This is a genomic window from Nakamurella sp. PAMC28650 (assembly GCF_014303395.1).
GTDB lineage: Bacteria > Actinomycetota > Actinomycetes > Mycobacteriales > Nakamurellaceae > Nakamurella.
Window position 1 is genome coordinate 3,969,456 of record NZ_CP060298.1, and the last position, 13,749, is coordinate 3,983,204.

Consider the following 13,749-nt stretch of genomic DNA (forward strand, 5'->3'; position numbering starts at 1 on the left):
CGCCGGCCAGGAGCAATCAGATCAGGCGCGGGGCTTTTCCCGGATCTCGTAGGTCTCGATGGTGTCCTCGACCTCGATGTTGTTCCAGGTGCCGAGCCCGATACCGCACTCGAAACCCTCCCGGACCTCGGTGGCATCGTCCTTGAACCGCTTGAGCGAGTCGATCGTCAGGTTGTCGTTGATGACGACCCCGTTCCGCAACAGGCGGGCCTTCGCATTGCGCCGGATCTCGCCCGAACGCACGATGCTGCCGGCGATGTTGCCGAACTTGCTGGAGCGGAAGACTTCGCGGATTTCGGCGGTGCCGACCGCGACCTCTTCGAACTCCGGCTTGAGGAGACCCTTGAGAGCCGCCTCGATCTCGTCGATCGCCTGGTAGATCACCGTGTAGTACCGGATGTCGACGCCCTCGCGGTCCGCCAGGTCCTGCACTCCACGCACGGGCTTGACGTTGAAGCCGATGACGATCGCGTCGGTGATGACGGCCAGGTTGATGTCGTCCTGGGTGATGCCACCGACACCTCGGTGGACGACACGCAGGTTGACCTCCTCGCCGACGTCCAACTTGATCAGCGAGTCCTCGAGCGCCTCGACGGTGCCCGAGTTGTCACCCTTGATGATCAGCGTGAGCTGCTCGATCTTCTTCTCCGCCAGGGCGTCGTTGAAGGTCTCCAGGGTGACCCGGCGGCGGTTGGCGACCTGGGCCTTGCGGGTCCGGGCCTGCCGCCGCTCGGCGATCTGCCGGGCGACACGATCCTCTTCGACGACCATGAACGAGTCGCCGGCGCCAGGGACCGAGGTGAACCCGAGTACCTGGACCGGACGCGACGGGGTGGCCTCGGCGACGTTCTCGCCGTGGTCGCCCAGCATCGCCCTGACCCGGCCGTAGGCGTTTCCGGCCACGATCGAGTCACCGACCCGCAGCGTTCCGCGCTGGACCAGCACGGTGGCGACGGCGCCACGACCACGGTCGAGGTGAGCCTCGATGGCCACACCCTCCGCCTGCATGTCCGGGTTGGCCCGGAGATCCAGAGCGGCATCGGCGGTCAGCAGGACGGCTTCGAGCAGGCCGTCGATGTTGGTCCGCGCGCGGGCCGAGATCTCGACGAACATGGTGTCCCCGCCGTACTCCTCGGCGACCAGACCGTATTCGGTCAGCTGCTGCCGGATCTTGTCCGGGTTCGCGCCTTCCTTGTCGATCTTGTTGATGGCCACCACGATCGGGACCTCTGCGGCCTTCGCGTGGTTGATGGCCTCCACCGTCTGCGGCATGACGCCGTCGTCGGCCGCGACCACCAGCACCACGATGTCGGTGGACTTCGATCCACGGGCACGCATGGCGGTGAACGCCTCGTGACCCGGGGTGTCGATGAAGGTGATCAGACGCTCGACGTCGTTGAGATGCGTCGCGACCTGGTAGGCACCGATGTGCTGGGTGATGCCACCTGCTTCCTTCGCCACCACGTTGGTGCTGCGGATGGCGTCGAGGAGCTTGGTCTTGCCGTGATCGACGTGGCCCATGACGGTGACGACCGGCGGACGGATCTGGAGATCGTCCTCGCCGCCCTCGTTCTCGCCGTAGGACAGGTCGAAGGTGTCGAGCAGCTCGCGGTCCTCGTCCTCCGGGGAGACGATCTGGACCTTGTAGCCCATTTCGTCGCCGAGGAGCTCGAGGATGTCGTCCGAGACCGACTGGGTCGCGGTGACCATCTCGTTCAGGTGGAACAACGCCTGCACCATCGAGGCCGGGTTGGCGTCGATTTTGTCCGCGAAGTCGCTCAGCGAGGATCCGCGGGCCAACCGCACGATGGATCCGTTGCCGCGCGGCAGCGTGACGCCACCGATCGACGGAGCCTGCATGTTGTCGAATTCCTGACGGCGCTGCTTCTTGGACTTCCGGCCCTTGCGGACCTGTCCGCCCTGGCGCCCGAAGGCGCCGGGTGCTGCGCCACCACGGCCACGCGCGCCACCACCGGGACGGCCTCCGCCGCCACCGGCCGGAGCACCGCTGGGAGCACCGCCTCCGGGACCGCGGTACCCGCCGCCACCGGCCGGAGCCCCACCGGGACCACCACCGCGGTAGGCACCACCGCCCGCACCGGGACGCGCCGGACCACCGGCGGCCGGCGGGCGACCGCCGGGCGTGCCGGGACGCGGGGCGCCGCCGGGAACACCGGGACGGGCACCGCCGGGAGCCGGACGGGGTCCGCCGGCGCCCGGCGCGCCACCGGGACGGGTCCCGGGGGCGGCCTGCGGCGGACGGGGGGCTCCAGGAACGCCACCCGGACGGACCGGGGCGCTGGCGCCGCTGGGCCGGAACGGGTTGTTGCCCATCCTCGGCGTCCGCGGAGCGCCGGGCACACCACCCTGGACACGCGGAGGACGCGGAGCCACCGGAGTGGACGCGGCATCAGCGGGGGCCGGCTGGGTCGGCGGAGCACTGAATTCCGGCCCCGCCGACGAGGCCTGGACCACCGGAGCAGCCGGTGTGGCGGGACGGGCGGGAGCCGGAGCCACCGATGCTGCGGCCGCCGGCCGGTCGGCTGGGACTGCTGGTGGCGCGGTGGTCGCCGGTGCCGGTGTCACGACGGACGGCGTGACGGCAGCGGCCGGGGCCTCTACGCCACCCCGAGCAGGAGCGACAGGCGTTCCGGGGGTGACCCGCGGGGTACTGGGGACACCTGGGGCCGGACGTGCCGGCGACGGTGCACCGGGCCGCACTGCGGTGGTGCGAGGGGCGGTCGTCTCGGAGCCGCCGTTTTCGTGGCCACCGTTCGCGGTGGAACCGTTTGCAGTACCGCCGTTCGCGGTACCTCCGCCGTTCGTCACCGGTGCGGCGGGCGCTCCGGCCGGGAACGCATCGCGCAACTTCCGGACGACGGGCGCCTCGATGGTCGAGGACGCACTCTTGACGAATTCTCCGAACTCGTTGAGCTTGGAGATGATTTCTTTGCTGGACTTGCCGAGCTCTTTTGCGAGCTCATGCACTCGGGCCTTGCCTGCCACTGCTCTCCTTACGGTGAGGCCGGGCGGCAAGTACCGCTCGACCTCGTGTTAGTTGTACCGGCTCATTGCTGGGACTTCACGGCGTACTCACGACGGGTCGACCTGCTTTCGATGTACTCGGGCGAGGAACTCTCGAACCTCTGAACTTTCGGGCGTCACGGATGCCAGGCGCAGGGCCCGTCCGAACGCACGACGACGCCCCGCGAGGTCCAGGCATTCCACACGGGAATGCAGCCACGCCCCCCTTCCGGGGAGCCGGTGCCGGGGATCCGGGGTGAGAACCCCAGCCACGGCGACGACGCGGAGCAGTGTTGAGGCGTCCACCTTGTCACGGCAACCGACGCACGTGCGGATCGGACCGGTCGACTTCTCCAAGACATCCGTCCAACTGGTGATGACCTGCCATCAGGGCCGACCTGACGACTGCAAGTCAGGAGGATCTGGTGACCGGACGATCGGGTGACAAGTGGAGCAGGGTGCAAACGTCCCAACCGGCTAAGTCTACCGCCTCAATCGGTAGCGGGCGGCACGGCCGGTGCGGCATCGCTGCGGATGTCGATCCGCCACCCGGTCAGTCTGGCCGCCAGTCGGGCGTTCTGGCCCTCCTTGCCGATGGCCAACGAGAGCTGGAAATCCGGGACGATCACCCTGGCTGCCTTCGCGACGGCGTCGACGACGGTGATGGACAGCGCCCGCGCCGGCGACAGTGCGTTCCCGACGAAGGTGGCCGGGTCCTCGTCCCAGTCGATGATGTCGATCTTCTCGCCGCCGAGTTCGCTCATCACGGCGCGCACGCGTTGGCCCATCGGACCGATGCACGCTCCCTTGGCATTGATGCCGGCCACCATCGGGCGGACGGCGATCTTGGTCCGGTGCCCGGCCTCCCTGGCCACCGCGGTGATCTCCACGCTGCCGTCGGCGATCTCCGGGACCTCCAGCGCGAACAGCTTGCGGACCAGGTTCGGGTGCGTGCGGGACAGGGTGATCTGCGCGCCGCGCGCGCCCCGGGTGACGGCCACCACGTAGCAGCGCAGCCGTTGGCCGTGGACGTAGCTCTCACCGGGCGCCTGCTCCGCTGCCGGGATGATGCCCTCGACCTCGCCGAGGCTGACCACGACGACGCCACGCGCGTTGACCTTGGCGTCGGCACTGACCGTGCCGGTGATGAGCTCGTGTTCCCGGCCGGCGAAGTCACCGAAGGTGCGCTCGTTCTCGGCGTCCCGCAGTCGCTGCTGGATCACCTGGCGTGCCGTGGTCGCAGCGATGCGACCGAAATCGTCAGGCGTGTCGTCGAACTCGGGTCCGAACCCGCCGTCGCCCTCCGGTTCCGCCACCAGCACGCTGATCCCACCGCTCTTGCGGTCCACCTCGACCCTGGCGTGCTGGAAATGGCCCTCGGTGTGCTTGTAGGCGGTCAGCAGCGCCGTCTCGAGCGTCTCGATGAGGGAATCGAATTCGATCCCCTTCTCTTTCTCGACCGCGCGCAGCGCTGTGATGTCAACGTTCATCTTCTCGTTCGAACCTCATCGTCTTCTTCGTCGTCGTCCGGCAGATCTTCTTCGTCGTCCGGCAGATCGTCTTCTTCGTCCGGCACATCCTCGTCCCCGAGGTCGACCGGCTCGTCCTGGTCGAACTTGTCCGCGGTCTCGGGCCCGAGGAGCGCGAGCACGGCCGCCGAGGGCGGACCGAACTCCACCTCGACCCTGGCCCTGGCGATCTCGGAGTAGGCCAGCGTTCTCGATTCCAGCCCCGACTTCCCGACCAGCAGGACGACCTCGGTGTCCCCCGCCCGCAATACCCGACCGATCAGCGCCGCACCGTCGGGTCCGGTGACGGCCAGCAGCCGGCCCCTGGCCCGACGAAAATGACGGGGCAGCGTCAGCGGCCGTCCGATGCCCGGGCTGGTGACCTCCAGCGTGTAGGCCGCAGCGCCCATCGGATCGGCGTCGTCGTCCAGATCGTCGAACTCCCCGGAGATGTCCCGGCTGACGGCGGCCGCGTCGTCGAGGTCGACACCGTGGTCGGAGTCGATCACCACCCGCAGCAGACGGCGGCGACCGGCCGCGACGACCGTCAGCTCCTCCAGGTCGTACCCGGCACGGGTGACGACGGCGTCGACCACTTCACGCAGTCTCGCCTGGTCTGCCGCTGCCATGGTGCCTCCCGGGCGTCTGAAGTTGTCTGCGTCGCACCGGGCCCCGGTGAGTCGCGCTGGTTCGCACCGGGGTCGTGCGCACCGATGCGGGCCGGTAGATGTCGAACGGTGATCTTATCCGTCTCCGGACCTCACAGCGGTCCTGACATGATGGTGTCGTGTTTTCCAACCCCCTGCATCCGCCACCGACCCCGTCGACCCCGACCCGCCCGCTGCTGGCGCGGCGAACGCTGATGGTCGGGGCGGGCACCGCGGCGCTGTTGGCCAGCGCCGGCTGCAATCCGTTCTCGACACCGACCAGGGTGACCCAGACGGTCACGGCGGCAGCCGCTCCGGTGGCCGACCCGATCCCGACGCTGATCGCCACCACCCGCCTGCACCTGGTCCGGTTGACCAATTCGATCGCAGCGGACAAGACGCTGATCGCCCGGCTGACGCCGCTGCGTGACGACCGGCAGGCACATCTGACCGAGTTGATCGCCGAGCTGGCCAGGTCCAGTCCGCAGGCTGCCACCGCGCAGAAGGCGGCGCCGACCACGGATCCGAGCATCTCCGTTCCGGGCTCGTCCGTGCTGATCCTGGCCGGCATGGGTGCCGACGCGGCGCAGGCCCAGGGTCTGTTCACCGATGCGTTCCCGCTGGCGACCCGGTACCGCGCGGCACTGTTCGGCTCGATCGCGGCCTGCCTGGCCAGCCACCGCGTGGCCCTGGCGACGACCTCATGACGACACCCGTGACCCCCGCTCCGCAGGCCGCCGTGTCCGGCGCGCCGCGTTCGGTCCCGACCACCCCCGCACCCACGACTGCGGCACCCAGAACTGCGGCCCCGACCACTGCGGCCGGGAAACTGGCCAACGACGTCGCCAAGGCCCTGCAGGTCGCTCTGGCCGCAGAGCAGGTGGCGGTCTGGGTCTACGACCTGGTCGCGGCCTACGACCCCGACGACGCCAACATCATCGCGACCATCCGGAACGGCCACCTGGCCAGACGGGACGCGACGGCCGGACTGCTGACCGGCGGAGGCGCCAAGGCCCCGATCGCGGCGCCCGGTTACTCGATCCCCCAGCAGGTCAACGACCCCAGGAGCGCCAGAGCCCTCAGCGCGACGATCGAGGGTGACTGCGCGGCCGCCTGGCGAGGCGTCATCGGTTCGACCGACAGCGTCGCCCTCCGGACCACGGCCCTGGCCGGACTGTCCGACTCGGCCGTCTGGCTGACCACCATGAAGGTGGCCGCGAAGACCCAGCCGGCGACCGTCGCCTTCCCCGGCGGGGTCTGACCGGGTCCGGCCGGACCGCGTTTCGCTGGGTCCGGATGGACCGGCGGCCTAGGACGCGACGATCGCCTTGAGCCGGTCGACCACCTCGCCGACCGCCACCTCCGTGCCCTGCCCGGAGCGGCGGTCCTTGATCTCCACCGTGCCGTCACCGACGCCGCGGCCCACGACCAGGATCGTCGGCACGCCCAGCAGTTCGGCGTCGGCGAACTTCACCCCTGGTGACACCTTGCGGTCGTCGAGCAGCACCGAGATGCCCGCGGCGTCCAGCTCGCCCGCGATCTCCTCGGCGGCGGCCACCACCTCCGGCCACTTGCCGGCCATCACCAGGTGCACATCGGCCGGCGCCAGCTCGCGGGGCCAGATGAGACCCTTGTCGTCGTGGGAGTTCTCGGCAACCGCGGCGACCGCGCGTGAGACACCGACTCCGTAGGAGCCCATGGTGACGGTGACCAGTTTCCCGTTCTGGTCGAGCACCTGCAGGCCGAGCGCGTCGGCATACTTGCGCCCCAGTTGGAAGATGTGCCCCATCTCGATGCCCCTGGCCAGCGACAGCGGACCGGATCCGTCCGGCGCCGGGTCGCCCGCAAGGATCTCGGCCGCCTCCACCACACCCTCACCGGTGAAATCCCGGCCGGCCGTCAGGTCGAAGACATGCTTGCCGTGGGCGTCCGCGCCGGTGATCCACCGCGTCCCGGGGACGATCCTCGGGTCCAGCAGGTACCGGATCCCGCTCGACTTCGCGGTGCCGAGAACACCCGGCCCGATGTAGCCCTTGACCAGGGTGGGGTGACGTCTGAAGTCCTCCTCGGTGAACGGCTCGATCTCGGCCGGTGCCATCTGTGCCTCGAGCCGCTTCATGTCCACCTCCCGGTCGCCGGGCAGGCCGATCGCCAAGGCCTCCCGGGTGCCGTCCGGCATCCGGAGCGTCACGATCAGGTTCTTGAGCGTGTCGGCTGCTGTCCAGGATCGGTCGGCCCGCGGGAAACTCGTGTTGGAGAGGGCGACGAGGCTCTCGATGGTGGGTGTGTCCGGGGTGTCCCGGATCTGCGCCGGGAGTTCGTCGTCGAACGGGATCGAATCCGGGACCGGCGTGGTGACCGCCTCGACGTTGGCCGCGTACCCGCCGGGCGAGCGCACGTACGTGTCCTCGCCGACCTCCGAGTCGGCCAGGAACTCCTCCGACGCACTGCCTCCCATCGCGCCGGACGTCGCGGCGACGATGACGTACCGCAGCCCCAGCCGGTCGAAGATGCGGATGTAGGCCTCCCGGTGTCGCTGGTAGGAGGCTTCCAGACCGGCGTCGTCGATGTCGAAGGAGTACGAGTCCTTCATGACGAATTCGCGCCCGCGAAGGATGCCGGCCCTCGGCCGTGCCTCGTCCCGGTACTTGGTCTGGATCTGGTAGAGGGCCAGCGGCAGACTCTTGTAGGAGGAACAGATGTCCTTCACCAGGAGGGTGAACATCTCCTCGTGGGTCGGCCCCAGCAGGTAGTCGCCGCCCTTGCGGTCCTTCAGGCGGAAGAGGTTGTCCCCGTACTCGGTCCAGCGGCCGCTCGCCTCGTAGGGCTCGCGGGGCAGCAGGGCCGGGAAGTGGACCTCCTGGGCGCCGATCCCGTCCATCTCCTCGCGGACGATGCGCTCCACGTTGCGCAGCACCCGGTAACCCAGGGGCAGCCACGAATAGATGCCGGGGGCGGCTCGGCGTACGTATCCGGCCCGCACCAGGAGCTGATGGCTCGGCACCTCGGCGTCGGCTGGATCCTCTCGCAGAGTGCGAAGGAACAGGTTCGACATCCGGGTTATCAACGCTCAGAACTCCTCGATCGGGGATACCGCCGGTAGCTGTACCGGCACCGATCCAGCCTAACGGGATCGCGCAACGTCAAAAGTCCAGCCCGAGCACCTGGTTGGTGTGCAGCAGGACGTAGCCGAGCCGCTCGTAGAGTCGGCCGGCACCGGTCGGCGAATCGGCGTCCACCCCGAGTTCGGCGTAGCGGCAACCGGACTCGCGCTGGGCCCGCATCGAATCGGTGAGCATCGCCGCGGCCACTCCCCGGCCCCGCACCGACCGGACCGATCCCACCCGGTCGACGTATCCGGTGCGATGGCCGTTGGCCTCGGTCGCGGCCGGGAACTCTGCGACCATCACGAAACCGACCACCGTGCCGTCGGCGAGCGCCACCCGGGAGAACTCGGGTCGGAAGAACGCCGAGCCGGCGAAACTGGTCCGCCACCGGTCCACCGTCATCGGGGTCGAACCCCAGTGGTCGGCGAAAGCCTCGTTGTAGGCCAGCCGCGCACCGTCGTCGTCGGCCGGGCTCCAGGCACGGATCTCGATGCCGTCCACCGACGGCGTGGTGACGTCCTGAGCCAGGTCGGCCCGCATCTCGAAGAAATACCGGCGGCTGCTGAACCCGGCGGCCGCCGCGAACGCTGCTGCGGAGGCCCGACCTCCACCTACCCACATCATCAGTTCGCCGGGCAGGTCCCCCTGGCCGGCCCGCGCCCGCAGGGCCAGCGCCTTGTCCTGGAGGCCGTCCAGGATCATCCGGCCGATTCCGCGGCGCCGGAATTCCGGTAGCACTCCGCCGAACAGGCCGGCCTTCCACGACTCTTCGGCGGGACGAGCCTGCAGCAGGCCGACACCGACGATCGACTCCCCGGACAGCACGGCGATGCTGCCCTGTTCGAGGTCGATGCCCGGCTGTGCCAGCTCCTCCCGGATTCGGACCAGATCGACGAAGTGCTGTGCGGGTTCTGCCCTTTCGGCAGCCAGTTCGATCTCCAGCAGCGCCGGCGCATCGGAGGTGAGCACTGGTCGAGAGGTGAAGCCATCCATGACGGGCACGCTAGCGTGTCGCTGGTGTACGTACTCCTGCCGCCGTCGGAAACCAAGGAGATCGGCGGGGCCGGACCGGTCCTGGATCTCGATGGGTTGCCGTTTCCCACCCTGGGTCCGACGAGGGCCCGGCTCGTCTCGGCACTCACCTCGCTCGCCGCGGATCTACCCGCCTCGCGTGCCGCGTTGAAGGTATCTGCCGGTCTGGACCACGAGATCGCGGCGAATGCCGTCCTCTCCAGCGCTCCCACCTCGTCAGCCATGCGGCGGTACACCGGAGTGCTCTACGCGTCCATGCAGACCCCGCCGATGAGCGCGTCGGAGCGCTCGAGGGCCGAGCCCAGGATCCTGATCACCTCGGCGCTGTTCGGACTGTTGACGGGCGACAGTGCCATCCCCGCCTACCGACTGTCCGCCGGATCCAGACTGCCCGGCCTCCCGACGATCGCATCGCTGTGGAAACCCGAGATGGCCGCCGTGCTGGCCGGTCTGGACGAGCCGGTGCTGGATCTACGATCCGGCGCCTACGCGGCCTTCGCACCGGCTCCCGGCGCGATCGCCGTTCGGGTGGTGACGGTCACCCGGGCGGGCGAGACCAAGCCGGTGAGCCATGACAACAAGGCGATCAAGGGTGTGCTCGCCCGACTGGTGGCGACCACCAGGGGCAGGGTCGACACCATCCCGAAGTTGCTGACGCTCACCTACCGGGCCGGACTCTCGGTCAAACGCACCGGCCCACTCTCGCTCGACCTGATCGCGCCACCCGTCCACTGACGCCCCCCCCCCCGTCCCCCGTCCGGCGTGGATCAACTTCCCAGGCATGGACGAAAGTGACAACTTCTGTCACACCGGTCCCAAAAGAGCGAAGTTGATCCATGCAGCACGCCTGACGGTGCTACGGGTCGACCAGACGGGCCCGATGTTGCATCTCCCGATGCTGCATCTGATGACGGCCTACGCCATCGATTTCAATCGACCCAATACCAATGAGCGGGATCCACCCCCAGTCGACAGCCCGTTACATTGAGCCCGTGACGAAAGCGCCTCCGCGGTCATGGGAGTGGCAGGACGGCGCGGATGAAGTCCGGATTGAATGTGCCGGCGCCGAACTGTCATGGCAGGTGACCGGGTTTGACGAGCGGCTCGGTGACATGAGGCAGGACGGTGAAATCCAGACCCTCGAGGACTTTGTTGCCTACGGGCCCGTCCGTCGTGGTCCCGAACTGGTGATCCGAGAGGTCGCCGCTCATCTCGGACTGACCGATCCGCAATGGCTGCGTCCGCTGCCGCCTGTCAATCGGCAGGCGATCGATCTTGCGCGCCGTGGCGACACCACTGGCCTGCTCGGTCTGGTCCGATCCGGGGTCGGCGTCGATGCTGCCGACCACCAGGGTTACAGCTTGCTGTGGTCGGCGACAGTGAATGGCCGGGTCGACACGGCGCTCGCACTGATCTCGGCCGGCGCCGATGTCAGCCGGCGCTTCCGCTACGGGACTGAAGTACTGCACGCGGCCGTGACCGGTGGCCACGTCCGTTTGGTGGCGGCGATCTGCGCAGCCGGGGTCGCCGTCGACGCGGTGGAGGATGTGCGTGGCGACACGGCATTGTCGCTCGCCGTCCGCAGCCCGAATGCGTGTCCGATGGCGCAGCTCCTCATCGCGGCGGGTGCGGATGTGGACCGTCGACGTCGCGACGGACGTACGGCATTGGTGCTCGCTGTTCGTTCAGGGGACATCGAGTTGGCCGGGCTGCTGTTGACTTCTGGAGCCGACCCGAATCTGGTCGATGCCGATGGATCGAGCGCTCTGCACATGGCAGCAGAATCCTCTCGGACATCTGCCTACCGGTTACTGCTGGAAGCGGGCGCGAACCCAGCACAGTGCAACCGGTGGAGGAGCACCCCTTGATGGAGGCCGCGTTGCACGGCCGGCTTGTCGGGGTTCGTGCGCTGCTCGCCGCCGACGCCGATGTCAATGCCGCAGCCGAGGATGGTTCGACGGCTCTGATGCACGCGTGCTACCGCCGCCCGGTGGTCGAGGTCATCGCGCTGCTGATCGACCACGGAGCGTGGGTGAATGCGGCCCGGACAGACGGTTACACCGCCTTGATGTCGGCTGCTCGAAATGGAACAGCAGCGACCGTCGAGCTGTTCTGGGCCTGCGGTGCTGATATCGCGGCCGTCGACGGGACCGGACGGGACGCGTTGGCTCATGCCACTGATGCCGGCAATGCCGACACGGCGAAGATCCTGCGGGCTGTCGGTCCCACGAACGAACGGTAGGTTCACCGGTGTCATCACGGCGCAATGGGGCCGATGAGGTCGTGGCGCAAGCGGCAAAGACGAATGCTCCGGCGTCGCTCGGAAAGGCCATGTCCGCTGTCGGGGCCGGTGCGGTGGCCGTCGTTGCCGGATTCGCCGGTCGAAGTAGCCTGCTGGGGAGGATCTCTGGTGTCGTCATGGCCGTCCCCCCGATCAGATGAGCTCGGTCGAACATGGCACCGTCAACCTCGCCGAGGTCAGCCGGACACCGTTGGGTTTTATTTGCGCCGATCGGCCTCGACGGTTCTCGTCGTCCCCTGACCGAGCAAGGTCCGCACGGCGAAACCGGCTCATCACAATCGACGGTGTAGTCCCGATCTAAATTGGCACCTCAGGGCGTGGGTCGCCTTCGGTCACCTGCAAACCAAGTCCCTCGAGCCGGGCGGATGCGATCAGGTCAGGTGTCAAAAATGTAGAGTCAGCCATGTCGAGGTCTTCCGTGTGGACAGCGTCAGAACTTCCATCATCGGAGGACCTCGACCCCTATCCCGGCAACGACGCGCCAACCCCGCTTGGACCTCACCGGGCAAGAGACGCTAATGTCTTCGCCGATGACTACTGGCGATCGGCCCGCGAATATCGGGTCTCGGCTGCCCGAGGGAATTGACCGATACGGAGTCAGCCTTCAACGATGGAAGGTGCGCGACACCGCGGAATTACATGGATTGATCCTGGCCAATGTTGATCATCTGCGCCCGTACATGCACTGGATTGGATTTGAACCGCAAACCATGCAGCAGCGCAGCGCCCTCATCGAGCAGTGGAGTACCGAATGGGCGGCTGGCGGTGACCTTCTAGGGCGTGTCTTCCAATAGTCGGTTCCAGACGATGCACGCCGAAAGCACCACTGCCGCGCGGTAGGTGATGGCGAGCTTGTCGTAGCGGGTGGCCAGCCCCCGCCACTGCTTGATCAAAGCGAAGGAACGCCCGACAACGTTGCGTTCCCGGTACATCTGGCGGTCCAGCGCAGGTGGACGGCCACCCTTGCTGCCCTTACGTTTGCGGGCGGCGATCTGGTCGCTCTTGAGCGGAATGACCACCTTGATCCCGCGGCGCTGCAGCATCCTGCGGGTGATCCCGGCGGCGTAGGCCTTGTCCGCCAGGACGGCATCGGGTCGGGTCCGTGGTCGCCCCCGACCTCGGCGCGGAACCCGGATGTCGGCCAGTACCTGTTCCAGGACGGCACCGTCGTTGCGTTGCCCACCGGTGATGACGATCGCCAGTGGCCGGCCCTTGCCATCGACCGCGTGGTGGATCTTCGTGGTCAACCCGCCCCGGGACCTGCCAATGCCGTGACCTGCAGGTTCAGCATCGACCAGTGGCAGATTCTTGTAGTTCGATACTGCCCCCTGTGTCCTGCTCGGGCCGTGTCGTGTTTGTGCTGGTGGGCGCGGTTGATGGTGGCATCCACCGACACGGTCCAGTCGATCTGACCGGCAGCGTCAGCGTCGGTCAACAACGCCGCGAGCACCCGGTCCCAGGTGCCGTCTCCGGCGTACCGGCGGTGCCGCTTCCACACGGTCTGCCACGGTCCGAACACGTCCCGAGGCAAGTCCCGCCAGGGGATCCCGGCCCGGTACCGGTAGGCGATGCCTTCCACCACCCGCCGGTGCTCACCGAACGGATGACCCCGCCGGCCAACATTTGTCGGCAACAACCGCTCGATCCGTTGCCACTGCTCGTCACTGAAGACGCGGTACCGCGACGAAGGAGAACTCATTCAGTGAGCATCCCGCCACACCTACCCAACTTTTGGGAGACACGCCCTAGTCGGAATCTGGCGCGGTGCTCGCGTGATCGGGTCCGCCGGGTTACATCGGCGCGTCGGCCCCAGCGGCTTGGAGATCGGATATTGGGTTGATCGAGATCACCTCAGACAGGGCGTGGCCACTGCCACCGCGCGTGCGCTGACGGATCTGGCGTTTACGGTCGACGGTATCGACAGCGTCCAGATCAGCCACGACGCGACCAACCTGGCCAGTGCGGGTGTTCCTTTTCAGCTTGGGTACGACCGCTTGCCAAACCACCCGTCCATTGCGCAACCCGGCACGGCTGGCAGCGGAGTCGAGGGTGTCTGGCTCGTCCGCCGAGACCAATGGTCTAACTGCCCAGCTCGCCGCGGGTAGTAAATCGGGTACCATTATACGTTC

14 protein-coding genes are annotated in these 13,749 nt (G+C 67.9%); 7 read left to right on the forward strand and 7 right to left on the reverse strand.

The features are described from left to right. Nucleotides 1-21: 21 nt before the first annotated feature. From infB to rimP, 4 genes are all read right to left on the reverse strand, one after another. The gene (infB, locus tag H7F38_RS17905; RefSeq protein WP_187091101.1) at nucleotides 22-3,006 is read right to left on the reverse strand and encodes a translation initiation factor IF-2; all 2,985 of its coding nucleotides are present in this window, start codon (nucleotides 3,004-3,006) and stop codon (nucleotides 22-24) included. An 87-nt stretch (nucleotides 3,007-3,093) separates the two neighbouring features. Next, nucleotides 3,094-3,402, reverse strand: a complete 309-nt coding sequence (locus H7F38_RS17910; RefSeq protein WP_187094797.1) for a YlxR family protein — start codon at nucleotides 3,400-3,402, stop codon at nucleotides 3,094-3,096. A 113-nt stretch (nucleotides 3,403-3,515) separates the two neighbouring features. Then, nucleotides 3,516-4,514 (reverse strand): transcription termination factor NusA, encoded by a 999-nt coding sequence (gene nusA / locus H7F38_RS17915; RefSeq protein WP_187091102.1) that lies wholly within the window; start codon nucleotides 4,512-4,514, stop codon nucleotides 3,516-3,518. After that, complete coding sequence (rimP, locus tag H7F38_RS17920) at nucleotides 4,511-5,161, reverse strand: ribosome maturation factor RimP (RefSeq protein ID WP_187091103.1); 651 nt, start codon at nucleotides 5,159-5,161, stop codon at nucleotides 4,511-4,513. The genes nusA and rimP overlap by 4 nt, the downstream gene beginning before the upstream one ends. 158 nt (nucleotides 5,162-5,319) lie before the next feature. On the opposite strand from rimP, the gene H7F38_RS17925 reads away from it, so the two are divergent. Together H7F38_RS17925 and H7F38_RS17930 are read left to right on the forward strand one after the other, a co-directional pair. Next, the gene (locus H7F38_RS17925; RefSeq protein ID WP_187091104.1) at nucleotides 5,320-5,886 is read left to right on the forward strand and encodes a hypothetical protein; all 567 of its coding nucleotides are present in this window, start codon (nucleotides 5,320-5,322) and stop codon (nucleotides 5,884-5,886) included. After that, a complete protein-coding gene (locus H7F38_RS17930; protein WP_187091105.1) occupies nucleotides 5,883-6,440 on the forward strand; it encodes a ferritin-like domain-containing protein in 558 nt (185 codons plus the stop codon). The genes H7F38_RS17925 and H7F38_RS17930 overlap by 4 nt, the downstream gene beginning before the upstream one ends. 48 nt (nucleotides 6,441-6,488) lie before the next feature. On the opposite strand, the gene H7F38_RS17935 is transcribed toward H7F38_RS17930, so the two are convergent. Both H7F38_RS17935 and H7F38_RS17940 read right to left on the reverse strand, forming a co-directional pair. Further along, a complete protein-coding gene (locus tag H7F38_RS17935; protein ID WP_255498051.1) occupies nucleotides 6,489-8,234 on the reverse strand; it encodes a proline--tRNA ligase in 1,746 nt (581 codons plus the stop codon). An 88-nt stretch (nucleotides 8,235-8,322) separates the two neighbouring features. Beyond that, nucleotides 8,323-9,279 (reverse strand): GNAT family N-acetyltransferase, encoded by a 957-nt coding sequence (locus H7F38_RS17940; protein ID WP_187091107.1) that lies wholly within the window; start codon nucleotides 9,277-9,279, stop codon nucleotides 8,323-8,325. Nucleotides 9,280-9,303: 24 nt separating this feature from the next. Between H7F38_RS17940 and H7F38_RS17945 the strand changes: the two genes are divergently transcribed. The 4 genes from H7F38_RS17945 (at nucleotide 9,304) to H7F38_RS17960 (ending at nucleotide 12,414) form a co-directional block, all read left to right on the forward strand. Further along, entirely contained in the window at nucleotides 9,304-10,053 is a 750-nt protein-coding gene (locus tag H7F38_RS17945) for a YaaA family protein (RefSeq protein ID WP_187091108.1), read from the forward strand. A gap of 347 nt (nucleotides 10,054-10,400) precedes the next feature. Then, nucleotides 10,401-11,186, forward strand: a complete 786-nt coding sequence (locus H7F38_RS17950; protein WP_187091109.1) for an ankyrin repeat domain-containing protein — start codon at nucleotides 10,401-10,403, stop codon at nucleotides 11,184-11,186. Continuing rightward, a complete protein-coding gene (locus H7F38_RS17955) occupies nucleotides 11,168-11,560 on the forward strand; it encodes an ankyrin repeat domain-containing protein (RefSeq protein WP_187091110.1) in 393 nt (130 codons plus the stop codon). The genes H7F38_RS17950 and H7F38_RS17955 overlap by 19 nt, the downstream gene beginning before the upstream one ends. Before the next feature lie 677 nt (nucleotides 11,561-12,237). Further along, nucleotides 12,238-12,414: a hypothetical protein gene (locus H7F38_RS17960; protein WP_187091111.1), complete on the forward strand. Its 177-nt coding sequence runs from the start codon at nucleotides 12,238-12,240 to the stop codon at nucleotides 12,412-12,414. On the opposite strand, the gene H7F38_RS17965 is transcribed toward H7F38_RS17960, so the two are convergent. Beyond that, nucleotides 12,394-13,319 (reverse strand): IS5 family transposase gene (locus tag H7F38_RS17965; RefSeq protein WP_370531265.1). Its coding sequence is split into 2 segments (ribosomal slippage): nucleotides 12,394-12,945 and nucleotides 12,948-13,319, totalling 924 coding nucleotides; the frame shifts between segments, so codons are not numbered across the junction. The genes H7F38_RS17960 and H7F38_RS17965 overlap by 21 nt on opposite strands. 73 nt (nucleotides 13,320-13,392) lie before the next feature. On the opposite strand from H7F38_RS17965, the gene H7F38_RS26720 reads away from it, so the two are divergent. Next, nucleotides 13,393-13,725, forward strand: a complete 333-nt coding sequence (locus H7F38_RS26720) for a GNAT family N-acetyltransferase (RefSeq protein ID WP_187091112.1) — start codon at nucleotides 13,393-13,395, stop codon at nucleotides 13,723-13,725. Nucleotides 13,726-13,749 lie beyond the last annotated feature (24 nt).

Excerpts from the sequence above, each read along its gene's own strand:
- H7F38_RS17930 (WP_187091105.1), top strand. The coding sequence starts at position 5,883 with ATGACGACACCCGTGACCCCCGCTCCGCAGGCCGCCGTGTCCGGCGCG.
- H7F38_RS17940 (WP_187091107.1), bottom strand. The coding sequence starts at position 9,279 with ATGGATGGCTTCACCTCTCGACCAGTGCTCACCTCCGATGCGCCGGCG.
- rimP (WP_187091103.1), bottom strand. The coding sequence starts at position 5,161 with ATGGCAGCGGCAGACCAGGCGAGACTGCGTGAAGTGGTCGACGCCGTC.
- nusA (WP_187091102.1), bottom strand. The coding sequence starts at position 4,514 with ATGAACGTTGACATCACAGCGCTGCGCGCGGTCGAGAAAGAGAAGGGG.
- H7F38_RS17935 (WP_255498051.1), bottom strand. The coding sequence starts at position 8,234 with ATGTCGAACCTGTTCCTTCGCACTCTGCGAGAGGATCCAGCCGACGCC.